The organism is Streptomyces sp. NPDC041200 (assembly GCF_055591805.1).
This window is the reverse complement of sequence record NZ_JBVIZF010000005.1, coordinates 34882-55301: the sequence shown is the minus strand read 5'-3', so window position 1 is coordinate 55301 and position 20420 is coordinate 34882. Positions and strand designations below refer to the sequence as shown.

Genomic DNA, 20420 nt, shown 5'->3' with positions numbered 1-20420 from the left:
GGGCTCTTGAGGCTTCGCCTGCCCACCGGCCGTGCCGGTGTGGCCGCTCACGCCCGCGTCGTCACGCGCCTTCACACACGCTTCAGCGCTTCACCCTTCCCCTCGCACGGCCTGTTTCGGGGCGTCGGCTAGCAGCCGCAATCGCAGCCGCAGTCGCAACCGTCACAGCAGTTACCGCAGCAGTCACCACAGTTGCAGCAGCAGTCACACGACTCACAACAGTCCGAGCAGTCATCGCACTTATGACACCAGCCCTCGCGCGGCTCCCCCGACCACGGGTCGTGGTACGGGTCCCGGCAGCACACCTGGCAGGTGCAGAAGAGCCCGGCCCACACCGCGCACCCGGCTATCAGCCCGCGCCGCCTGCCCCGGTCCGGCGGCTCGGGCGGGGCACCGCCTGGACCGCCCGGCCCCGGCGGGGTGACCCACGGCGACTGCGGCGGCGGCGCGCCCTGGGACGACTCGGGGGCGCCTTCGGTCTGCCTGGTGTGCTCGGTGTGCTCGGTGTGCGTACAGGTGGTGGTGCCGAACGCCCGGTCCACCGCGCGCGGCAGCTCATGCGCCAGCAGCACATGGGCGAGCCTGCCGGACCCCTTACCGGCGAATTCGACGTCCTTGAGCGCCAGCCGTACCCCGTGCACCGCGTCGTCGCACAGCCGCCGCACCTCGGCGAGGTCCGCCCCGGTGGCCGTGATCGGATTCCAGGCACCCGTATCGGCGTCCTCGACCAGGTCCTCGACCGCGTCCAGCAGATGCGCGAGCCTGCCGAAGAGCCGTCCCGCCTCCTCCAGCGGCGCCCGGTTACCGGGCTTTCCGGCCAGTACGGCGGTGTGGCCGAAGGCCGCGGCGGTCGCGGTCTCGGTCGGCTCGGTGATCGTCAGCAGCGAGGTGCCGGTCCCGGCCAGTTCCTCTATCTCCTGCTGCCGCCCGACCGCGTCCACCAGTACGGCCGTGTCGAAGCCGACCTCGGCACCGCTGCGGGCCCCCGCCCGGTCCCATCGCCCGGCCACCCGGCGGGCCGCCGCGGCGACCGGCCGGCGGGCCAACGCCCCGTCACCGTCCGCCACATGGTCCCGTACCTTCGCGGAGGCCAGCACCAGCGAGACGGTCGCCGCGAGCCGCGCGCCCTCGCCCCGGGCCACCGACGCGGTGCGCATCCCGCGCAGCGGACACGGCCCGGCGGTGCGGCGCCAGCCCTCCGAGCGACCGGCCTGAGCCTCCACCAGAACGGATATGACCAGCCCGTCGTAGTTGGTGGCCACCCGGGCGAACTGACCGTGGTCACCGCGCAGCGCGAGGCACAACCCGCACAGATGCGCCATCCATTCCGTCCGCAGGTTTTGCGACAGCCGGTGCCGACAAGGCCGGATAATGCCAAACAAAACTGTCCCCGTTCACCCGTACGTCCCCGGTGTCACCCGTCCGGCCTGCGGAGTCTACCCAGCGCACCGTCAGCCCCCTTCATCAGGTGCGACCCTGATATGGCGCCAAACGTTGTGCACCGGTAACGTCACAAATCCGCTGTGCGGCCGCAATCCACGTGGCACACCATCGGCATCATGGACGACCATAGAGGGGCGGACAGTACACACCGTTAAGAGGAGAGGAGGCGTCCATGGGATCGGTGCGCAAGGCGAGCGCTTGGCTTGGCCTCGTCGACGACAGCGATGACGAGCGCTACTACGACGACGACTACGCCGAGGGACCCGAGCCCGGCGACGCCTGGGTGACCGACCCGCGGGTGCGGGTGGCCGACCAGGCCGCACAAGACCAGGGCACGCGGATCGCGACGGTCACCCCGGACGGCTTCCGGGACGCCCGCGGTATCGGTGAGATGTTCCGGGAGGGCATTCCGGTCATCGTCAACCTGACGACGATGGAGTCCGCCGACGCCAAGCGCGTGGTGGATTTCGCCGCCGGGCTGACGTTCGGGCTCCGCGGCTCCATCGAGCGCGTCGCCAACCGCGTCTTCCTTCTCACTCCCGCCGACTACCAGATCGTCAGCGGGGAGCCCACCCGCGGCATCGGCGGCTTCTTCAACCAGAGCTAGTCCCGGCGGGGCCGCTCACCGGAAAGCCTCCTTCATCGGAAGGCATCGAGACCGGTGAGCGCCTTGCCGAGGACCAGTTGGTGCATTTCGACGGTGCCCTCGTAGGTGAGCACCGATTCCAGATTCGTCGCGTGCCGCATCACCGGGTACTCCAGGGAGATCCCGTTGGCCCCCAGGATCGTCCGGGCCGTGCGGCAGATCTCGATCGCCTCGCGCACGTTGTTCAGCTTGCCGAAGCTGACCTGCTCCGGCCGCAGCCGCCCCGCGTCCATCCGCCGCCCGAGATGATGGGCGAGCAGCACGCCCTTGTGCAGTTCCACCGCCATGTCGGCGAGCTTGGCCTGGGTGAGCTGGAAGCCCCCGATCGGCTTGCCGAACTGCTCCCGGCTCCGGGAGTACTCCAGGGCCGACGCGAAGGAGGCGCGCGCCGCGCCCAGCGCTCCCCAGATGATGCCGTAGCGGGCGTGGCTCAGACAGCTCAGCGGTCCGCGCAGCCCGGTGACCTCGGGCAGTACGGCGTCGGCGGGCAGCCGCACCTCGTCCAGGACCAGTTCGCTGGTGACCGAGGCGCGCAGCGACCACTTGTGCTTGATCTCGGGGGCGGAGAAGCCGGGCGCATCGGTGGGGACGACGAAGCCGCGGACGCCCTCGTCGGTGCGGGCCCACACCACCGCGACCCCGGCCACCGAGCCATTGGTGATCCACATCTTACGACCGGTCAGCACCCAGTCCGTGCCGTCCCGCTTGGCGTACGTCCGCATGCCCGCCGGGTCGGAGCCATGGTCCGGCTCGGTCAGCCCGAAGCAGCCGATGACGTCGCCGGAGGCCATGCGCGGCAGCCACTCCTGCTTCTGCTCCTCGGAGCCGAAGCGGTGGATGGCGTACATGGCGAGCGAGCCCTGCACCGAGACGAGGGAGCGGATTCCGGAGTCGGCGGCCTCCAACTCCAGACAGGCCAGACCGTACTGGACGGCGCTGGCGCCCGTGCAGCCGTAGCCGGTGAGGGACATGCCGAGCGCGCCGAGGGAGCCGAGTTCGCGGGTCAGCTCCCGGATGCCGGGCAGTTCGCCGCGCTCGTACCAGTCGGCGATATGGGGCAGGACCCGGTCGGCGGCCCACTGCCGCACGGTGGTCCGGACCGCCAGGTCCTCCGGCTCCAGCAGGTCGTCGATGCCCAGCGGGTCGTCGGGGTCGAACGGCGGCAGGGTGCCAGCGGACATGGGTAGCGACCTCCGGTTCGGTGTGGCTTCCGGCCGCTGACGTTACGGCCGGGTAACGCCTGTCGTCCAGACCGTGTGGATCAGCCGAACACCTAGGTCAGCTCCGGGACTCGGCGCCGACGGCGGCGGCCGGGTCGCGGCGCGGCGGAATGTCCGGCGCGTCCGCGGCGGCCGCGGTCCCGGAGGCGTCCGCGGTGTCCGCGCTCTCCGGGGCGTCCGTGGCGCAGGGGGCGTCCGCGGCCCCGACGGGACACCCGCCGTCCGCGCCGCCCTCGCCGGCGGGCGCGCACTCCATGGTCTTCGGCAGCCGCAGCGCGGCCAGCGCGCCCATCAGCAGCAGACCGGCGCTGACCGCGAGCGTCACATGCAGACCGTGGACGAAGGACGCGCGGGCGGCGGCCAGCAGCGCGGCCCCGGCCTTCCCGCCGAGCTGGGCGGAGACGTCGTACGCCGCGCCCAGCGACTGGCTGGCGTCCGAGCTGGCCCGCCCGGGCACCCCGGGCACCGAGGAGACGCCCGGCTTGTACGCGGCGTTCATGACGCTGCCCAGGAGGGCTATGCCGATCCCGGCGCCGAGCTGGTAGGAGGTCTCGCCGATGGCGGCGGCACCGCCGGCCGATTTGGCGGAGGCCTCGTTGAGCATGGACTCGTACGCGCTGAACAGGGTGGTCTCCAGGCCGAAGCCGAGGACGACGAATCCGCCCACCAGCACCACGGGCTGGTCGGTCTGGCCCATGGTGATGAGCGACAGGACGCCGACGGCGGTGAGCACGAAGCCGAGCGCCACCATCGCGCGGGGCCCGAGCCGCTGGAGCATCCGGGAGCCGACGAGTCCGGCGGCCATGGCGGCGAAGGTGAGCGGCAGCAGCCTCAGCCCGGTCTGCAGCGGGCTGAGCCCCAGCACGAGCTGGAGGTACTGCGCGGCTATCAGCTCCAGGCCGACGAGCGCGAGCAGGGCGACCACGATGCAGCCGACGGAGATCGAGAAGGCGGGCCGGGTGAACAGCTTGAGGTCGACCAGCGGATGCGTACGGCGCCGCTGGCGGCGGACGAAGAGCACCAGCAGAGCCAGCCCCAGCAGGACCGGGGTGGCGGTGAGGGCGTCCAGCAGCCCCGAGCCGCTGCCCATCCGCTTCACCCCGAAGACGAGGCCGAACAGCCCGCAGGCGGCCATGATCGCGCCCAGCACGTCCCACGGGCCGTCCCGCTCGCCGGTGGACTCCGGCAGCAGCCAGCGGCCGACGGGCAGCGCCACGGCCATCAGCGGGAGGTTGATCAGGAAGACCGAGCCCCACCAGAAGTTCTCGACCAGGAAGCCGCCGAGCAGCGGGCCGACGGCCGCGCCGACCGCCGCGACCGCGCTCCAGATGCCGATGGCCATGGCCCGCTCCCGGCGGTCCGGGAAGACCTGGCGCAGGATCGAGAGCGTCGCGGGCATGATCATCGCGCCGCCGACGCCCAGCAGGGCGCGGGCCACGATGAGGATCTGCGGGGTGGCGGCGAAGGCGGCGAGCGCCGAGGCCGCGCCGAAGAAGGCGTAGCCGAGCAGCAGGACCCGGCGGCGGCCGACCCGGTCGCCGAGCGTGCCGAAGAGGATCAGCAGCGAGGCGCAGACCAGTGGGTACGCGTCCACGATCCACAGCAGTTCGATCGCGCCGGGCCGCAGGTCCTCGGTCACGGCCGGAACCGCGACGTGCAGCACGGTCGCGTCGACGGCGACGAGCAGCAGGCTGACGCAGAGCACGAGGAGGACGACCCAGCGGTTCGCGCCGCCGCCCGCCTCGGTACCGCGCCATTGCCGGGGAACGGCCGCCGTCCGCCGAGTGCGGGCTGTGGTCGTCCCGGACATGTACGCACCTCCCTGGTCTTGCGCTCGCGTCGCGCCGGGACGGGACGAACGTCACTTCATAGGGACGTCCGGCGGCCCGGCGACGAAGGCACGAGTGGAGAGGTCAGGGTACGCGAGTCGCCGCGCGGGGCGTGTGCCGCAGGTCATGTTGTGGGCATCCCCGCAGGTGAAGGCGGTGGAGTACGTTCCGCCGTTCCCCTTTTGTCCCCTGTCTTCCTGTCGTCCATCGACCGTACGCCAAGCGTGCGCCGGTCGCCCCTCGGCCGCCTTCCCCCGTCCCTCCGTTGTTCGCCCGACGGTTATCCACAGGCCCGGCGGGCCCCGGAAAGATCCTCGATAATCGTCGCCGTGACTGATCTCGCCCAAGCCGACACCGCGCCGCCCGGCGCCGGGCGGCCGGGCGGCGTGGCCCTTGCCGCGCTGCGCCGGGCCGCCCCGGCGCTGCTGCTGTATGCCGGGACGCGCGCGCTCGGCCTCGTGGTTCTCGCGGTCTGGGGAGCGGCCGCGGGCAAGAGTCCACACCAGCTCCTCTCCGCCCGCTGGGACTCGCTCTGGTACTCCCGCATCGCCGAGGAGGGATACGGCTACACGATCCATCTGGCCGATGGATCGGTCCACTCCAACCTGGCCTTCTTCCCGCTGCTCCCCTTGCTGGAGCGCGGCATGGCGGCCGTGACGCCGCTGAGCGTGCCGGACGCGGGGCTGGTCGTGAGTTCGGTCACCTCGCTGCTGGCCGCGTGGGGGATCTTCGCGGTCGGCGATCTGGTGTACGGGCGCCGGGTGGGGGTCGCGCTGGCGGTGCTGTGGGGCGTGCTGCCGGTCGGGATCGTGCAGTCCATGGCGTATTCGGAGTCGCTCTTCACGGCCCTGGCCGCCTGGTCGGTGTATGCGGTGCTGACCCGGCGCTGGGTGTGGGCGGGGGTCCTGGCGGCGCTGGCGGGGCTCACCCGGCCGGTGGGGGCGGCGGCGGTCGCGGCGGTATGGATCACGGCGGCGGTGGAGCTGCTGCCCGGCGGGCGCTGGCGTCAGGCTCTTCGCGTCAACCGGCGCGTCCTGGCCGGGCTGGCGATCGCGCCGCTGGGCTGGGCGGGTTATGTGGTCTGGGTGGCGGTGCGGACCGGCAGCCCGAGCGGCTACTTCGACGTCCAGAACGGCTGGGGGAACGGTTTCGACGGCGGACTGGCCTTCGCGGTCTTCATCGGCGGGCTGCTGGTGCAGCCGCCGTTCGTGGCCGGAATCGCGCTACTCCTCGCCGTGTCCGCGCTGATCTGGCTGTATGTCTGCTGCGTACGGCAGCGCCAGCCGCTGCCGCTGCTGGTGTACGGCGGCTCGGTGCTCGTCCTCGCGCTGGCCGCCAAGGGGTACTTCGGCTCGAAGCCGCGGCTGCTCATACCCGCCTTCCCGGTGCTGATCCCGCTCGCGATCGCCCTGGCCCGGCTGCGTCCGGCGCGCACCGCGCTGGCCCTGGGCTCGGTGGCGCTGGCCTCCGCGGTGTACGGCGCCTGGTGGCTGCACGGCTCGGGACCGCCCTGATCCGGCCGCCCGGTCCGGCCGCTCGACGGGGCTCCGGTCCCGGCGCCGGGAGCCCGCCTGACGTCCCGTCGACACCCCGGGAAACGGTGAGGAACGCCACGGCCAATCGCCGATAAACACCCCTGTAAGAATTCCATAAAGAGATCGCGGATCGCTGATAGGAAGGCCAGCGCACAAATGTGCCGGGGCCTCGTGCATTCCTTGGAAAGGGGCGGCCAAAAGTCGACCGACGAGACGCACCCCACATCACATCGTCATCACAAAGCGACCTGATCGACTGAACCCCCCTGTCACGCAATGTAACGTCGATTAGGTGCGTACCGAAGACAAGCTCCTCATGGAGGGGCGACCTACCGATCTCGCGCGGCGCGATCTCGCGCGACCGCGGATGACCCGAACACGCTTCTGGCTGCTCGGAACCACCCTCGCGGTCTATGCCGCGACCGTGATCGGCGTGCTCACCACCTCGTGGCTGGTGAAGCTCGACTGGCAGATCATGCTCTTCCGGCCCTACAAGCAGTGGCCGGAGTTCCACATGTTCCTGGACTACTTCGTCGTGATGGGCCAGCGCGGCCCCACCGCGGTGGCGGTAGCCGCCTGGCTGGGGTGGTGCTGCTACCAGCAGCGCACCCTGCGGCCGGGGCTGGTGCTGGGCACCTCACTGCTGCTGCTGAACATCACCGTGGGCGCCGTGAAGATCGGCTTCGGACGGCTCGGCCCGCACTACGCGACGAGCGTCGGCTCCAATGAGATGTGGGACGTCGGCGATATATTTCCCTCGGGTCACACCGCGAACGCCGTGGTCACCTGGGGTGTGCTTGCCTACCTCGCGACCACTCCGCTGGCCCGCAGGATCGCCTCGCTGATCGCCGCGGGCTTCGCCTTCGGCGTCGGCATGACGACCGTCTACCTGGGCACCCACTGGCTGAGCGACGTGGTGCTGGGCTGGGCCGCCGGAGTGCTGGTCCTGCTTGCCCTGCCGTGGCTGGAACCGGCGATGGCCCGGGCCGAGATGCTGCTCCTGGGCCTGTACCGGCGGCTGCGCGACGGCCGGGCGCGGGTGCCCGTGCCCTCCGCGCGCCCCGCCCCCGGACCCGCCCTGGCCACCCCGCGGGCCGCCCGCGACGACGAGCCCCCGGTCCGGGAGCCGGTCAGCGTGGTCGGCCGTCCGGGCAGCAGCGGGCGGGTGCCCGAGGCGCGGCCGCACCACACCGGGCGGCAGCACACCGTCCGCTCCGAGCGCACTCCGGTCACCCCGGTCGGCAGCCGCCGTCCGCCGCACGCCGACCGCGTGCCGCGCACCACGACCCCGTTCGGCCCCTCGGCCGGGCGCGGCCGCACCCCGGCCACCGGCGGCTAGCCCCCGGGCGCCCCGCGGGCCGGTACGCACACCCCCGCGGCCCGCGGCGCAGAGGACGGCAGACGGCCCCGGAAGCTCCTGAGAGAGCTTCCGGGGCCGTTTCCGTGCGCGCGGGCCAGCGCGGGCCGCTCCCGGACGCGCAGGCCGCCTCCGGGCCGTCAGCCGCGCCAGCAGCGCCGCACGGCGTCGTCGGCGACCTCGAAGTTGATGCGGCCGCGCAGGTACTCCATCGTGATGATCGCGCCCGGCGGAAGCGCCCGCACGGTGGTCCAGCCGCGCTCGCGGGCCACGTCCTCGGCGGCTTTGGCATCGAGCCCCACATAGCTGTCGAGGTCGTCGTCGGGTTCGGCCGGAAGGTTCGGTACAGGTCCCATGGCAGCCACCGTAGGCGCAGCGGAACGGGGAGGGCAGGCAGGAAAGGAACATGTTCCAGTGTGCCGCGGCGCACACCGACAACGCCTCATCCACCCCCCGGCCGTCATTCGTCACACTTGTGTCACAGAAAACACGCCCGGGTTTGTCATCGACTTTGTCACTCTTACGAGCCGCGTGTTGACGCCCGAAAGATGACGGAGAGTTTTCGTCGATATCCCTTGTCAAAGACGAGGTTCTGGTATGGGCGCGGGGTGACCCATGACATGTCCCGGGGGGAATTCAGCGGCCACAGGAATATGCCACCGCCGATCGGGCACCCGTGATCCCTAGCGCACAATTCCGACACAAATCGGGGAATTCGAACCCCGAGGTTTACCCCGCCGGGACCGCGGTACCCGGCGCCACCGAGGCGAACATGACAGACACATCCGATGGAACCCGCAAGAAGACGGCGAACAGTGGCCCGAGCCCACTGGCGCTCATGCGATCCGCCCGGGAGCAGCTCGCCGAACTGACGGGCCTGTACCCCGAGTCGATGCCCCGCTGGGAGCAGACGGACGAGGGCTGGGTCCTGGACGTCGAGGTGGTGGAGCTGGCCCGGGTGCCGGAGACGATGAGCCTGATGGCCCTGTACGAGGTGACTCTCGACCCGGACGGCCAGCTCACCGGCTACCGCCGCATCCGCCGTTACGAACGCGGGCGAAGTGACCGCGGCTGACCGGCAGGGGGAACGGCCGGCGCGGCCGGACACGAGAGGACACACACGACATGACCACGGTTGTTCCGGCACAGCAGAGCAGGGGCGGGGGCGGCAGCAGCGGCCTCTATGACGTCCTGGAACTGATCCTCGACCGCGGCCTGGTGATCGACGCGTTCATCCGCGTCTCCCTGGTCGGCATCGAAATCCTCAAGATCGACATCCGGGTCGTGGTGGCGAGCGTCGACACCTACCTCCGGTTCGCCGAGGCGTGCAACCGCCTCGACCTGGAGTCCGGGCCGAACAAGTCCCCCGGCATACCCGAGATCCTCGACGGCGCCACCGAGAGCGGCGCCCGCAGCAAGACCAAGGGCGCGCTGTCCGGCGCCGGTGAGACGGTCTCCAAGGCCGCCCACTCGGTGGCCGAGGCGCTCCGGCCCGACGAGGAGCCCGAGGCAGAGGAAGCGCCCGCCCGCAGCCGCTCCCGGCGCCCGGCGGCCCGTAAGTCCACCCAGTCCGCCTCGAGGAAGTCCGAGGAGAGCTGATGAGCACCTATGTGTACGGGATCGCCCGCGGCGCCCTCCCGGACCTCGGCGACACGCTGCTCGGCATCGGCGATCCGCCGCTGCCGGTCCGTGCCCTGAACGAGGGCGCGCTGACCGCGGTCGTCAGCGACTGCCCGCCGGAGCTGAAGCCCCGGCGCCGCGATCTGCTGGCCCACCAGCACGTGCTGACCGAGGTGAGCGACAAGCGCTCGGTGCTGCCGATGCGGTTCGGCTCGGTCTCCGCCAGCGACGAGGACGTGCGTACGGTGCTGAACCAGCACGCCGACCGCTACGAGGACCAGCTGCGACGGCTGGCCGACCGGGTGGAGTACAACGTCAAGGCGGTGCACGACGAGGACGCGGTGCTCCACCAAGTGCTCTCCGAAGAGCCCGAGTTGCGGCTGATGGCCGAGGCCAACCGGGCCGCGGGCGGCGGCACCCACGAGGAGCGCATGCGCTTCGGCGAGCTGGTGGCGAACGCGGTGCGGGCCCGTGAGGTGCGCGACGCGCGGATCGCGGAGGAGACGCTGACCCCCACCGCCGAGGCGGTGCGCCCCGGCCCGGAGGGCGGCGGCTGGTTCCTGAGCCTGTCGGCCCTGCTGGCCAAGGACGGGACCGAGCCGCTGTTCGAGGCGATCGCCGACCTGGAGAACACCCACCCCTGGATGAAGCTGCGGGTGAACGGCCCGCTGCCGCCCTACAGCTTCGTCGAGGCCTGATGCTGCTGATCGGCTGGGTGCTCAGACAGGTGCTGGCCGCGGCGGAACGCGAGTACTACGACCCGGCCGCGATCCAGCGCGAACTGATGGCCCTGGAAACGCGGCTGGAGGACGGGGAGATCGACGAGGCCGAGTTCGAGCGGCAGGAAGACGTGCTGCTCGACCGGATGGAGGAGGCGCAGCAATGGGCGAACGGGACCCGGTGACCACCGGCTACGGATCCCCGTCGGGGTTCGGCTCGTCGGCGCCATACGGTGCGCCCGGCGCGTCCGGGCTCGCCACCCGTGGTGAATCGGCCAACCTCGCCGACATCCTGGAGCGGGTGCTCGACAAGGGTGTGGTCATCGCGGGCGACATCCGCATCAATCTGCTCGACATCGAACTCCTCACGATCAAGCTGCGGCTCATCGTGGCCTCCGTCGACAAGGCCAAGGAGATGGGCATCGACTGGTGGGAGCACGACCCGTCGCTGTCGTCGCGCGCCCGCCGCGACCCGGCACCGGCGCCCGCACCGGCACAGGCACCGCCGGTGGAGAGCGGCACGAACGGCACGAGCGGCACGAACGAGGAGGCGGCCGGATGACCGACGCGACGACCCACGTGACCGCAGCGGCCGAAGCGACCGCGGCGGCTGAAACAGCCGAGGCAGCTGGGGCGGCTGAGGCGACCGGCACGCTGGAGTACGCGTACGCCGTCGTCCGCGAGGCCGACACCCCGCGCACCGCCCTGGACCGGGTGCGCGGGGTCGCGGGCGAACCGGTGCGCGCTGTCCGCCATCTGGGGCTCGCCGTGCTGGCGGGCCCCGTACCGGCCGCCGACTTCGACGAGGGGCCGCTGCGCGCGCGGCTGGAGGACCTGACCTGGCTGGAGGGTGTCGCCCGCGCCCATCAGCAGGTGGTCGACACGGCCGGGGCGGACGCCTGCGTCATCCCGGTCCGGATGGCCACCGTCTGCCGTGGCGAGGAGGGGCTGCGGCGGCTGCTCGCCAGTGGACAGGACCGGTTCACGGCGGCGCTGGACCGGCTGGAGGGCCGGGTGGAGTGGGGCGTCAAGGTGTACGCGGCGCCCGCCCCCGCCCAGGAGCCGTCCGCCGAGCCCTCCGCCGCCGTCTCCGGCCGCGACTACCTGCGCCGCCGCGGCGCCCAGCGGCGCGCCTCCGAGCAGCGCTGGGAGGACTCCGAGGAGGGCGCGCGCCGGGTGCATGAGACGCTCGCCGCGCTCTCCGAGGGCGCCCGGCTGCATCCGCCGCAGGACGTACGGCTGTCCGGGGAGGCGGACCGCAATGTGCTCAACGCCGCGTATCTCCTGCCGCGCGAGGAGAGCGAGGCGTTCGCGGAGCGGGTCGGCCAGCTGGCCGGGCGCGAGAGCGGGCTGCGGCTGGAGCTGACCGGCCCGTGGGCGCCGTACTCCTTCGTCGCCGCCGAGGGCAACGAACGGTCCGGGCCATGACCACGAGCCCGCTCGCGCACCGGCAGATCGCCCTGGTGGACCTGCTGGACCGGCTGCTCGCGGGCGGCGTGGTCATCACCGGCGATGTGACCTTGCGCATCGCCGATGTGGACCTCGTACGCATCGATCTGCGCGCGCTCATCAGCTCGGTGAACGAGAACGTGCCATCCCCCTGGGATGAACCGGGAGGACCGGAAGGACCGGAGGAACCGTGAGCCGGAAGCTGGAGCTGGACCAGGACACCGTCGAGCGCGATCTGATGAAGCTGGTGCTGACCGTCGTCGAGCTGCTGCGGCAGCTGATGGAACGGCAGGCGCTGCGCCGCGTGGACCAGGGAGACCTGACAGAAGACCAGGAGGAACGGATCGGGCAGACCCTGATGCTGCTGGAGGACCGCATGGGCACGCTGTGCGATCGCTACGGCATCAAGGAGTCCGACCTCAACCTGGACCTCGGGCCGCTCGGCCCGCTGCTGCCCCCGAGAGAGTGACAGCGCCCTGAGGACATGACACCCGGGACATAACCTAGCGGATCGCCCCAAACAGGGCGATCATGGGCCGGAGCCGACCCCCGTGCCAGCCTCAGGGAGCCCCGATGGTGACAGACACCGCGCGTCCCGCGGCGGGACCGGCCGGACGGGCGCGGCGGTCGCTCCGGGACCGGGGCCGGGTGGTGGTCGACTGGCTGACCACCACCGACCACAAGAAGATCGGCCATCTCTATCTGATCTCCTCGTTCGGCTTCTTGATGGCGGGCGGGGTGCTGGCGCTGCTGATGCGCGCCGAACTGGCCCGTCCCGGGATCCAGATCCTCTCCCAGGAGGCCTACAACCAGGCGTTCACCCTGCACGGCACGATCATGCTGCTGCTGTTCGCGACGCCCGCCTTCGCCGGGTTCGCCAACGAGATCATGCCGCTGCAGATCGGCGCGCCCGACGTCGCCTTCCCCCGCCTCAACATGCTGTCGTACTGGCTGTATCTGTTCGGCGGGCTGATCGTGGTGGCCGGTCTGATGACACCCGGCGGCGGCGCCGACTTCGGCTGGACCGCGTATGCCCCGCTGAACAGCGTGGTGCGCTCCCCCGGCATCGGCGCCGACATGTGGATCATGGGGCTCGCGCTCTCCGGCTTCGGCACCATCCTCGGCGCGGTGAACTTCCTGACGACCATCATCACGATGCGCGCCCCGGGGATGACGATGTTCCGGATGCCGATCTTCACCTGGAACACCCTCTTCACCTCGATCCTCATCCTGATGGCGTTCCCGGTGCTGGCGGCGGCGCTGCTGGTGCTGGAGGCGGACCGGCGGTTCGGGGCGATGGTCTTCGACGCGGCGAGCGGCGGGGCGCTGCTGTGGCAGCACCTGTTCTGGTTCTTCGGCCATCCCGAGGTCTACATCATCGCGCTGCCGTTCTTCGGCATCATCACCGAGATCGTCCCGGTCTTCTCGCGCAAGCCCATCTTCGGCTATCTGACGCTGGTCGGCGCGACGATGGCCATCACCGCGCTGTCGATGGTGGTCTGGGCGCACCACATGTTCGCCACCGGGGCGGTACTGCTGCCCTTCTTCTCCCTGCTGTCCTTTCTGATCGCGGTGCCCACCGGGGTGAAGTTCTTCAACTGGATCGGCACCATGATGGGCGGCTCGCTGTCCTTCGAGGCGCCCATGCTGTGGGCGGTCGGCTTCATGGTGAGCTTCCTGTTCGGCGGGCTGACCGGCGTCATCCTGGCCTCGCCGCCGCTGGACTTCCACGTCACGGACAGCTATTTCGTCGTCGGCCACTTCCACTACGTGGTCTTCGGGACCGTGGTGTTCGCGATGTTCGCGGGCTTCTACTTCTGGTGGCCCAAGTTCACGGGCAAGATGCTGGACGAGCGGCTGGCCCGGATTCACTTCTGGACGCTGTTCACCGGCTTCCACCTCACGTTCCTGGTGCAGCACTGGCTGGGCGCGGAGGGGATGCCGCGCCGTTACGCCGACTATCTGGCGGCGGACGGCTTCACGGCGCTCAACACGGTCTCCACGATCGGCGCCTTCCTGCTGGGGATCTCGACGCTGCCCTTCCTCTACAACGTCTGGAAGACGGCCCGGTACGGCACAGAGGTCGAGGCGGACGACCCCTGGGGGTTCGGCCGCTCGCTGGAGTGGGCGACCTCCTGCCCGCCGCCCCGCCACAACTTCCTGACGCTGCCGCGGGTGCGCACCGATTCGCCCGCCTTCGACCTGCACCACCCGGAGGTGGCCCAGGTCGAGCAGGAGCGGGACCAGCAGCTGAAGGCGCGCGGCGCGGTCAGCCCGAGGCCCGGTCGCCCGGAGTCCGATCGCCCCCGGTCCGACCGTCCAGGGCCCGGCCCAGGCGGTCCCTGACCGCGCGGATGTGCTCGGTGAGTGCGGCCGGTTCGCGCACCTCGAAGTCGAAGCCGGCCAGCACGATGTGGAGCACCAGCACCTCCAGGGCGTGGGCGCCGGTGTGCAGCAGACAGCTGTGCTCGTCCACCGCCTCCAGTACCCCCGCCGCGGGCGAGATGCGCTCCGCCGCCCGCGCGGCGGGCACGCGCAGCAGGACCGTGGCCCGCTCGCGGTAGACCGCGCCGGACACGCCCCGGGCGACATACGCCGCGAGATCGTCCGCGGGCGGGCGGCGCGGGGTGAAGCGGGGGCCGTGCGGCGGGGTGGGGGTGATGCGGTCGGCCCGGTAGGTACGCCAGTCCTCCCGGTCCACGTCCCAGGCGACGAGGTACCACTTGCGCTGCGCGGCGACCAGGCGGTGCGGTTCCGCGGTGCGGCGGGTGACCGTACCGCCGTGGTCGCGGTAGGTGAAGCGCAGCCGCTGGGCGTCCCGGCAGGCGCTCGCCAGCTCGATCAGGACCTCCGAATCCACCGCGGGGCCCGGGGTCGCGCCGAACATCGGCACGGTGAACGAACTCAGCGCGCTCACCCGGCGGCGCAGCCGGTCCGGCAGCACCTGTTCCAGTTTGGCGAGGGCGCGTACGGAGGTCTCCTCGATGCCCTCGACGCCGCCCGCGGCCTGGCGCAGCCCGACCGCGACCGCCACCGCCTCCTCGTCGTCCAGCAGCAGCGGCGGCAACTGGGCGCCCGCGCCCAGCCGGTAGCCGCCCGCCGTACCGGGGGCGGAGTGCACGGGGTAGCCCAGCTCGCGCAGCCGGTCGACGTCGCGGCGCACCGTGCGCGGGGTGACGCCGAGCCGGTCGGCGAGGTCCGTGCCGGACCATTCGCGGTGGGCCTGGAGAAGGGAGAGCAGACGGAGCAGGCGGGCCGAGGTCTCCAACATGGGACCGAGTCTGCCAGCCCTTGAGGACGGTTGCTGTCCTCAAGGGTCGGCAGAGCTGCTCAGGCTCAGTCCGGGTCGGCGACCCTCACCGACAGATCGTTGTCGACCGTGTAGTACGGACGGACCGTGGCGGTGCCGTGCGGCCCGTCGACCGTCCGCACCGGGTACGTGAAGATCTCCTTCTTGTCCGCGACGTCGTCCAGTATCCGGCCGAGCCGGACCGGGGCCGCCGCCTCGTCCGCCGGGCGCAGCCGCAGGTCCCACAGGTCCGCCCCGCCGCCCCAGCTCTCCGCGAGCCGCTCATAGGCGAGGGTGAAGGAGAACGCCGCGCCGTCCGACGTCACCGGCACCGTGTGCACCAGGGCCTTGTCGCGACGGCAGCGGGCCTCGGCCACCGCACCGGCCAGCCACTCGGCCGGGTTCTCCACCCGGTACAGCCACCCGCCGACCGTCATCGCGCCGTCTTCCAGCCGGATCTCCCCCGCCTCGGCGTGCGGCACCCGGCGCCAGGTGCGCAGGCTGAGGTTGCCGTGCTTGGTGGCGTACGGGATGCGGACGGACAGCGGCGAGGTGCTGGGGCCCGGCCTGCGGTCCACCAGGGAGCGCAGATCGTGCAGGCCCGGGGCGAGCCGCCGCGGCTCCTGGTCCCCGTACGCGACGAACACGTCCCAGCGGCCCTCGGGCAGGGCGACGGTGCCGGGCAGCGCGGCCTGCAGCCTGCCGTCGGCGGTCGGGCCGAGCGGGAGCCGTACCTCGCCGTCGTCGGCGGGCTCGGCGCCGCGCAGCGTCAGGACCAGCGCCCCGTTCCAGTCGTCGTAGCTCCCCGGCTCCGGGCGGGCCCAGTCGGAGATGTGGAAGGTGAGTCCACCGGCGGAGTCCGCGACGCAGTCGGCGCGCGTCGTGGCGGCCTCGGTGGCTTCACTCATGCTGTCCCCTTCGATGCGTTCGACGGGCTCGACGCGCTCGGCCGCGCTCGCTGTCACGCTCCCTCTACCGCTCATGCCACTCGCACCCTTCGCATCGCCTCGGTCGTCGCCATCGCCCCGCCGATCAGCGAGCCGCGGGCCCGGTGCAGCGAGCCGCGCAGTCCGCCGCGCGTCGCCAGATCGGCGAAGAGGCTCTCGTAGCGGCCGGCCACCCGGGACGGGTCGAAGCGGGCGGAGTCCCGCAGCGCCGCCTGGCCCATCTGCTGCCGCAGTTCGTCGTTGTTGATGAGGTCGAGCAGCGCGGTGGCGATCGCGTTGGTGTCGCCGGAGGGCACGAGGCGGCCGTCCACGCCGTTGTCGATGATCTCGGCCGGGCCGTGCGGGCAGTCGGTGGCGACCACCGGGAGACCGCAGCGCATCGCCTCCACGATCGTCATGCCGAACGACTCCAGGCTGGAGGTGACGGCCGCTATCGAGCCCTTGGCCCACTCGGGGTCGAGGGGGTTGGCGGGGCCCATGAGGAAGACGTGGTTGTAGAGGCCGAGCTTGTCGATCAGGGCGCGCAGCTTGGCGCGCTGCTCGCCGCCGCCGTATATCCGCAGCCGCCAGTCCGGGCGGGCCGCGCTGACCTTGGCGAACGCCCGTATCAGCAGGTCGTACCGTTTCACCGGGGCGAGCCGACCGGCCGCGACGACCCACTTGCCGGTGCCGTCGGCCGGTTCCACGCCGGGCTCGGGAACGCTGTTGGGCACGCCCTCGATCCGTACGCCCGGCAGCCGCATCTGTTCGCGGTAATCCTTGGCGTCGGCCTCGGTGACGGTCGTCACCGCGTCCAGCCGCGGATAGAAGCCGCGCAGGGTCCGCTTCAGCCCCTTGGAGTGGGTGCTGAGCGTCAGATGCTCCTGGCCGACCCGGACCGGGCCGCGGCGCGCCTCCCGGGCGATGTGCACATTGAGGCCCGGGCGGGTGCCGACCACCACATCGGCCTGGATCCCCCGCAGATGCTCGCTGATACGGCGGTCGGTGAGCGCGCTGTACTGCTTGTACCGGCCCTCGGTGACCGGGAAGACCTTCGCGGGCCGCGTGTAGGCGGGGTCGTCGCCTTCGTAACCCGGGCTGTTCTTACGGATGTCGACGAGATGACTGAGCCGCACGTTCGGCCCGGGCTCGAAGATCGGCTGGTCCCGGTGGCGGAACACCGAGACGATCTCCACGTCGTGTTGCTCGCTCAGCGTGCGGGCAAGGTTGTACGTGGTCCGGATCGTCCCGCCGATCCCGTACGCGTTGTGAATCAGGAATGATATGTGCATTCCGTCCCGTATCCCACCGTTTCCCCGCGGACGGGTGTCTCGTCCGCCTACCACGAGGTAAGACCCCGAAAGGGGGCGTCGGGTTGGGTTCCATCACCGTCTTGTTCCCCAACAGAAAGGAAATCGGTAGCTAATTCAGGGAACTTCCAAGGGAACTCGTGCATCACAGGCGTGGCGGGACCAGGCCGCGTGACCCCCGCCGCGGATGGCCGTTGTCTACGTATGAGCCGGGGACCGCCCGGCCCACGGACCGAGACCGAGGAGCCACCCGTGCCGCGCATGCTCGACGTCAGCGATGACGTACGCGCCGAGATCGGCGATGAAGAAGCCGACCGGCTGCTCGCCGGGGACAACGCCCCGGGCGCCTACGACTGCACGTCCTGCCGCACGCCCGGCAACTCCGCCCAGGAGCGCACCAGCACGGTGCTGTTCGTGGGTCAGGAGACCGCCGTGCTCGCGTTCGCGCACGCCACCTGCGTCCCCTCCCAGGTCGTCCCGGTCTCCGAGGAGCAGCTGGCCGGTGCGGTACGGTCCATCACCGCCGAGGAGGCCGCACCGTACGCGCCCGAGCCGCCCTCCGCCTCTTACCCCTACTCCGCCCCGCACCCGGCCCCGTACACCGCCCCGCCGCCGCCCCAGCAGGCGGTGCTCGGCGTCACCAGCGGGGTGGTGCTGGTGGGCGGGGAGCAGCGCCCGGCGCTGGTCGTCGAGCCGACCGGGCCGATCACCCGGCCCGGCGCGACCGGGCACGGCGACGACTTCCTCCCGCTCCTCACCGAACAGGGCTTCCTGCCGGTGGTCGACCTCGGCCGTCCTCCGGTGGCCATCCCCGGCTGGTCGGTGCTGCTCGCCATGGGACAGCTGCACGCGGTCCTGATGCCCTCGGCGAACGGCGGCTCCCCGGTCGCCTGGTGGCAGGCGCACAGCCCGATGCCGCTCAGCGAGGGCTGGCGCAGCGCGGTGGGCCGCTCCCAGCAGGTCCTGGTGTACGCGGCTTCGGCGGGCACGATCGGCACCCAGCCGCGCGAGGACCAGCTGCGCACCGCCCTCGACCGGGCCGCGGCGCGCGGCGCGCTGGTCGGCGCCTCTATGCCGCTCGCGGGCACCTGATCCGGTGACCCACCCCGTCCCGGGCTGCCGCTGCCTGACCCAAGCGGCCCATTCGCCGCTGATGCCGCATCCCCTGGGCGGCCTGGTCGTTGGCACATACGTGCACGGATACGACCTCCCCTACCGCTCCCCCTCTTACGCCCACATCCCGGCCATGCGCCCGGCGCTGGAGGCGTCGCCCGACCCGTGGCGGCACTCCGCGACGCCGATCTACGACGCGCTGTACGCGGAGTACCGGCGGCTGTTCCGGGCGCTGCCCGGTGACCGGTCGGACGAGGAGGATCTGGGGTTCGTCGCGTTCAGCGCCATCGGCCAGCCCCGCGGCCTGACCAGCGGCGGCCACGGCGGGGCCTGGGACACCGGCGGGCTGTACTACCGCACCTACCTCCCCGCCCTCCCACCCGGCCAGCGCGACGGGCGCTACTGAGCGCCACCGGCCTGAGCGCGGCGCGAGGGGGCGCCACCCCCGGGTGGCGCTCCCTCGCGACTGTTGCCCCTCGCGGCCGTTACCGCTTGCGGCCGCGCTTCTCGCGCACCCGCACCGAGATCTGGATCGGGGTGCCCTCGAAACCGAACTCCTCGCGCAGCCGCCGCTCGATGAAGCGGCGGTAGCCCGCCTCCAGGAAGCCGGAGGCGAAGAGGACGAAGCGGGGCGGCCGGGTGCCGGCCTGGGTGCCGAACAGGATGCGGGGCTGCTTGCCGCCGCGGATCGGGTGCGGGTGGGAGGAGACGATCTCGCCGAGGAACGAGTTCAGCCGCCCGGTCGGCACCCGGGTCTCCCAGCCCGCCAGCGCGGTCTCGATCGCCGGGACGAGCTTCTCCATGTGGCGGCCGGTGCGGGCCGAGACGTTGACCCGGGGAGCCCACTGGATCTGGCCCAGCTCGGTCTCGATCTCGCGCTCCAGGTAGTAGCGGCGCTCCTCGTCGAGGGTGTCCCACTTGTTGTACGCGATGACCATCGCGCGCCCGGCCTCCACGGCCATCGTGATGATCCGCTGGTCCTGGACGCTGATGGGCTCGCTGGTGTCGATGAGGATGACCGCGACCTCGGCCTTCTCCACGGCGGCCGCGGTGCGCAGCGAGGCGTAGTAGTCGGCGCCCTCCTGGAGGTGGACGCGGCGGCGGATACCGGCGGTGTCCACGAACTTCCAGGTGACCCCGCCGAGTTCGATCAGCTCGTCCACCGGGTCGCGGGTGGTGCCCGCGATTTCGTTGACGACCACGCGCTCCTCGCCCGCCACCTTGTTGAGCAGCGAGGACTTGCCGACGTTCGGGCGGCCGATGAGGGCGATGCGCCGCGGGCCGCCGACCGTGGCCCCGAAGGTCTGGGCCGGGGCGTCGGGCAGCGCCTCCAGCACCGCGTCGAGCATGTCGCCGGTACCGCGGCCGTGCAGGGCCGAGACCGGCTGCGGCTCGCCGAGGCCGAGCGACCACAGCATCGCCGCGTCCGCCTCGCCGCTCGGGCCGTCGACCTTGTTGGCGCACAGCACGACCGGCTTCCCGGCCCGGCGCAGCAGCTTGACGACGGCCTCGTCGGTGTCGGTGGAGCCGACCGTGGCGTCCACCACGAAGACCACCGCGTCGGCGGCCTCGATGGCGAACTCGGCCTGGGCGGCCACGGACGCGTCGATGCCGAGCACGTCCTGTTCCCAGCCGCCGGTGTCGACGACCTTGAAGCGGCGGCCGGACCACTCGGCCTCGTAGGTGACGCGGTCGCGGGTGACGCCCGGCTTGTCCTCGACGACCGCCTCACGGCGGCCGATGATCCGGTTCACCAGGGTCGACTTACCGACATTCGGGCGGCCGACGACGGCGAGCACCGGCAGCGGGCCGTGGCCCGCCGCGGCGAGGTCGCCCTCGACCTGCTCCAGGTCGAAGCCCTCCTGCGCGGCGAGGTCCATGAACTCCGCGTACTCGGCGTCGCCCAGCTCTCCGTGTTCGTCGCCGCCGCTGTGGATCTGGTCGTTCATGAAGTGATGTCCTCG

22 protein-coding genes are annotated in these 20420 nt (G+C 71.7%); 14 read left to right on the top strand and 8 right to left on the bottom strand.

All coding sequences use genetic code 11. From position 1 onward, the window contains the following. Window positions 1-128 precede the first annotated feature (128 nt). Entirely contained in the window at window positions 129-1382 is a 1254-nt protein-coding gene (locus ACZ6CL_RS15535; RefSeq protein ID WP_468936200.1) for a DUF5685 family protein, read from the bottom strand. A gap of 233 nt (window positions 1383-1615) precedes the next feature. On the opposite strand from ACZ6CL_RS15535, the gene ACZ6CL_RS15530 reads away from it, so the two are divergent. Continuing rightward, a complete protein-coding gene (locus ACZ6CL_RS15530; protein ID WP_385442153.1) occupies window positions 1616-2050 on the top strand; it encodes a cell division protein SepF in 435 nt (144 codons plus the stop codon). Between the two features lie 32 nt (window positions 2051-2082). Here ACZ6CL_RS15530 and ACZ6CL_RS15525 read toward each other — a convergent pair whose 3' ends face one another. Both ACZ6CL_RS15525 and ACZ6CL_RS15520 read right to left on the bottom strand, forming a co-directional pair. Continuing rightward, entirely contained in the window at window positions 2083-3270 is a 1188-nt protein-coding gene (locus tag ACZ6CL_RS15525; RefSeq protein ID WP_468936197.1) for an acyl-CoA dehydrogenase family protein, read from the bottom strand. A 97-nt stretch (window positions 3271-3367) separates the two neighbouring features. After that, the gene (locus ACZ6CL_RS15520; RefSeq protein ID WP_468936195.1) at window positions 3368-5119 is read right to left on the bottom strand and encodes an MFS transporter; all 1752 of its coding nucleotides are present in this window, start codon (window positions 5117-5119) and stop codon (window positions 3368-3370) included. A gap of 348 nt (window positions 5120-5467) precedes the next feature. Here ACZ6CL_RS15520 and ACZ6CL_RS15515 point away from each other — a divergent pair, with 348 nt between their 5' ends. Then, the gene (locus ACZ6CL_RS15515; RefSeq protein WP_468936192.1) at window positions 5468-6652 is read left to right on the top strand and encodes a hypothetical protein; all 1185 of its coding nucleotides are present in this window, start codon (window positions 5468-5470) and stop codon (window positions 6650-6652) included. A 313-nt stretch (window positions 6653-6965) separates the two neighbouring features. Then, a complete protein-coding gene (locus tag ACZ6CL_RS15510; RefSeq protein WP_468936190.1) occupies window positions 6966-8012 on the top strand; it encodes a phosphatase PAP2 family protein in 1047 nt (348 codons plus the stop codon). A gap of 158 nt (window positions 8013-8170) precedes the next feature. On the opposite strand, the gene ACZ6CL_RS15505 is transcribed toward ACZ6CL_RS15510, so the two are convergent. Then, the gene (locus tag ACZ6CL_RS15505; protein ID WP_468936187.1) at window positions 8171-8386 is read right to left on the bottom strand and encodes an I78 family peptidase inhibitor; all 216 of its coding nucleotides are present in this window, start codon (window positions 8384-8386) and stop codon (window positions 8171-8173) included. A gap of 416 nt (window positions 8387-8802) precedes the next feature. On the opposite strand from ACZ6CL_RS15505, the gene ACZ6CL_RS15500 reads away from it, so the two are divergent. The 9 genes from ACZ6CL_RS15500 (at window position 8803) to ctaD (ending at window position 14164) form a co-directional block, all read left to right on the top strand. Continuing rightward, window positions 8803-9105, top strand: coding sequence for a gas vesicle protein GvpO (locus ACZ6CL_RS15500; protein WP_468936184.1), 303 nt, complete (start codon window positions 8803-8805; stop codon window positions 9103-9105). Window positions 9106-9155: 50 nt separating this feature from the next. After that, on the top strand, window positions 9156-9629 hold the full coding sequence (locus ACZ6CL_RS15495; RefSeq protein ID WP_468936181.1) for a gas vesicle structural protein GvpA: 474 nt from the start codon (window positions 9156-9158) through the stop codon (window positions 9627-9629). Next, entirely contained in the window at window positions 9629-10348 is a 720-nt protein-coding gene (locus ACZ6CL_RS15490) for a GvpL/GvpF family gas vesicle protein (RefSeq protein ID WP_468936178.1), read from the top strand. Before ACZ6CL_RS15495 ends, ACZ6CL_RS15490 begins: the two co-directional genes overlap by 1 nt. Continuing rightward, window positions 10348-10554, top strand: a complete 207-nt coding sequence (locus ACZ6CL_RS15485) for a gas vesicle protein GvpG (protein WP_468936175.1) — start codon at window positions 10348-10350, stop codon at window positions 10552-10554. Before ACZ6CL_RS15490 ends, ACZ6CL_RS15485 begins: the two co-directional genes overlap by 1 nt. After that, complete coding sequence (locus ACZ6CL_RS15480; protein ID WP_468936172.1) at window positions 10533-10931, top strand: gas vesicle protein; 399 nt, start codon at window positions 10533-10535, stop codon at window positions 10929-10931. The genes ACZ6CL_RS15485 and ACZ6CL_RS15480 overlap by 22 nt, the downstream gene beginning before the upstream one ends. Continuing rightward, window positions 10928-11797 carry a GvpL/GvpF family gas vesicle protein gene (locus ACZ6CL_RS15475; RefSeq protein WP_468936169.1) on the top strand — a complete coding sequence of 290 codons (870 nt, stop codon included), beginning with the start codon at window positions 10928-10930 and terminating at the stop codon, window positions 11795-11797. The genes ACZ6CL_RS15480 and ACZ6CL_RS15475 overlap by 4 nt, the downstream gene beginning before the upstream one ends. Beyond that, window positions 11794-12012 (top strand): gas vesicle protein, encoded by a 219-nt coding sequence (locus ACZ6CL_RS15470; RefSeq protein ID WP_468936166.1) that lies wholly within the window; start codon window positions 11794-11796, stop codon window positions 12010-12012. The genes ACZ6CL_RS15475 and ACZ6CL_RS15470 overlap by 4 nt, the downstream gene beginning before the upstream one ends. Continuing rightward, window positions 12009-12287 carry a gas vesicle protein K gene (locus ACZ6CL_RS15465; RefSeq protein ID WP_055553182.1) on the top strand — a complete coding sequence of 93 codons (279 nt, stop codon included), beginning with the start codon at window positions 12009-12011 and terminating at the stop codon, window positions 12285-12287. The genes ACZ6CL_RS15470 and ACZ6CL_RS15465 overlap by 4 nt, the downstream gene beginning before the upstream one ends. Window positions 12288-12391: 104 nt before the next feature. Next, window positions 12392-14164: an aa3-type cytochrome oxidase subunit I gene (gene ctaD / locus ACZ6CL_RS15460; RefSeq protein ID WP_468936162.1), complete on the top strand. Its 1773-nt coding sequence runs from the start codon at window positions 12392-12394 to the stop codon at window positions 14162-14164. Here ctaD and ACZ6CL_RS15455 read toward each other — a convergent pair. The 3 genes from ACZ6CL_RS15455 to ACZ6CL_RS15445 all read right to left on the bottom strand — a co-directional run bounded on the left by ACZ6CL_RS15455 (window position 14088) and on the right by ACZ6CL_RS15445 (window position 17325). After that, a complete protein-coding gene (locus ACZ6CL_RS15455) occupies window positions 14088-15089 on the bottom strand; it encodes a helix-turn-helix transcriptional regulator (protein ID WP_468936160.1) in 1002 nt (333 codons plus the stop codon). The two genes, ctaD and ACZ6CL_RS15455, sit on opposite strands and share 77 nt — an antisense overlap. Before the next feature lie 65 nt (window positions 15090-15154). Beyond that, on the bottom strand, window positions 15155-16015 hold the full coding sequence (locus ACZ6CL_RS15450) for a hypothetical protein (protein ID WP_468936157.1): 861 nt from the start codon (window positions 16013-16015) through the stop codon (window positions 15155-15157). A 71-nt stretch (window positions 16016-16086) separates the two neighbouring features. Then, entirely contained in the window at window positions 16087-17325 is a 1239-nt protein-coding gene (locus ACZ6CL_RS15445) for a glycosyltransferase family 4 protein (protein WP_468936154.1), read from the bottom strand. 270 nt (window positions 17326-17595) lie between these two features. Here ACZ6CL_RS15445 and ACZ6CL_RS15440 point away from each other — a divergent pair, with 270 nt between their 5' ends. Continuing rightward, the gene (locus ACZ6CL_RS15440) at window positions 17596-18435 is read left to right on the top strand and encodes a hypothetical protein (RefSeq protein WP_468936152.1); all 840 of its coding nucleotides are present in this window, start codon (window positions 17596-17598) and stop codon (window positions 18433-18435) included. Window positions 18436-18496: 61 nt separating this feature from the next. Next, window positions 18497-18862 carry a hypothetical protein gene (locus tag ACZ6CL_RS15435; RefSeq protein WP_385442191.1) on the top strand — a complete coding sequence of 122 codons (366 nt, stop codon included), beginning with the start codon at window positions 18497-18499 and terminating at the stop codon, window positions 18860-18862. Between the two features lie 79 nt (window positions 18863-18941). Here ACZ6CL_RS15435 and der read toward each other — a convergent pair whose 3' ends face one another. Then, window positions 18942-20405 (bottom strand): ribosome biogenesis GTPase Der, encoded by a 1464-nt coding sequence (gene der / locus ACZ6CL_RS15430; RefSeq protein ID WP_468936149.1) that lies wholly within the window; start codon window positions 20403-20405, stop codon window positions 18942-18944. Window positions 20406-20420 lie beyond the last annotated feature (15 nt).

What these genes read in the sequence shown, in the direction of transcription:
- ACZ6CL_RS15475 (WP_468936169.1), top strand. Translation starts at nt 10,928, where the DNA reads ATGACCGACGCGACGACCCACGTGACCGCAGCGGCCGAAGCGACCGCG.
- ACZ6CL_RS15435 (WP_385442191.1), top strand. Translation starts at nt 18,497, where the DNA reads ATGCCGCATCCCCTGGGCGGCCTGGTCGTTGGCACATACGTGCACGGA.
- ACZ6CL_RS15455 (WP_468936160.1), bottom strand. Translation starts at nt 15,089, where the DNA reads ATGTTGGAGACCTCGGCCCGCCTGCTCCGTCTGCTCTCCCTTCTCCAG.
- ACZ6CL_RS15505 (WP_468936187.1), bottom strand. Translation starts at nt 8,386, where the DNA reads ATGGGACCTGTACCGAACCTTCCGGCCGAACCCGACGACGACCTCGAC.
- ACZ6CL_RS15470 (WP_468936166.1), top strand. Translation starts at nt 11,794, where the DNA reads ATGACCACGAGCCCGCTCGCGCACCGGCAGATCGCCCTGGTGGACCTG.
- ACZ6CL_RS15490 (WP_468936178.1), top strand. Translation starts at nt 9,629, where the DNA reads ATGAGCACCTATGTGTACGGGATCGCCCGCGGCGCCCTCCCGGACCTC.
- der (WP_468936149.1), bottom strand. Translation starts at nt 20,405, where the DNA reads ATGAACGACCAGATCCACAGCGGCGGCGACGAACACGGAGAGCTGGGC.
- ACZ6CL_RS15480 (WP_468936172.1), top strand. Translation starts at nt 10,533, where the DNA reads ATGGGCGAACGGGACCCGGTGACCACCGGCTACGGATCCCCGTCGGGG.
- ACZ6CL_RS15520 (WP_468936195.1), bottom strand. Translation starts at nt 5,119, where the DNA reads ATGTCCGGGACGACCACAGCCCGCACTCGGCGGACGGCGGCCGTTCCC.
- ACZ6CL_RS15500 (WP_468936184.1), top strand. Translation starts at nt 8,803, where the DNA reads ATGACAGACACATCCGATGGAACCCGCAAGAAGACGGCGAACAGTGGC.
- ACZ6CL_RS15525 (WP_468936197.1), bottom strand. Translation starts at nt 3,270, where the DNA reads ATGTCCGCTGGCACCCTGCCGCCGTTCGACCCCGACGACCCGCTGGGC.
- ACZ6CL_RS15450 (WP_468936157.1), bottom strand. Translation starts at nt 16,015, where the DNA reads ATGAGTGAAGCCACCGAGGCCGCCACGACGCGCGCCGACTGCGTCGCG.
- ACZ6CL_RS15530 (WP_385442153.1), top strand. Translation starts at nt 1,616, where the DNA reads ATGGGATCGGTGCGCAAGGCGAGCGCTTGGCTTGGCCTCGTCGACGAC.
- ctaD (WP_468936162.1), top strand. Translation starts at nt 12,392, where the DNA reads ATGGTGACAGACACCGCGCGTCCCGCGGCGGGACCGGCCGGACGGGCG.
- ACZ6CL_RS15485 (WP_468936175.1), top strand. Translation starts at nt 10,348, where the DNA reads ATGCTGCTGATCGGCTGGGTGCTCAGACAGGTGCTGGCCGCGGCGGAA.
- ACZ6CL_RS15495 (WP_468936181.1), top strand. Translation starts at nt 9,156, where the DNA reads ATGACCACGGTTGTTCCGGCACAGCAGAGCAGGGGCGGGGGCGGCAGC.
- ACZ6CL_RS15445 (WP_468936154.1), bottom strand. Translation starts at nt 17,325, where the DNA reads ATGCACATATCATTCCTGATTCACAACGCGTACGGGATCGGCGGGACG.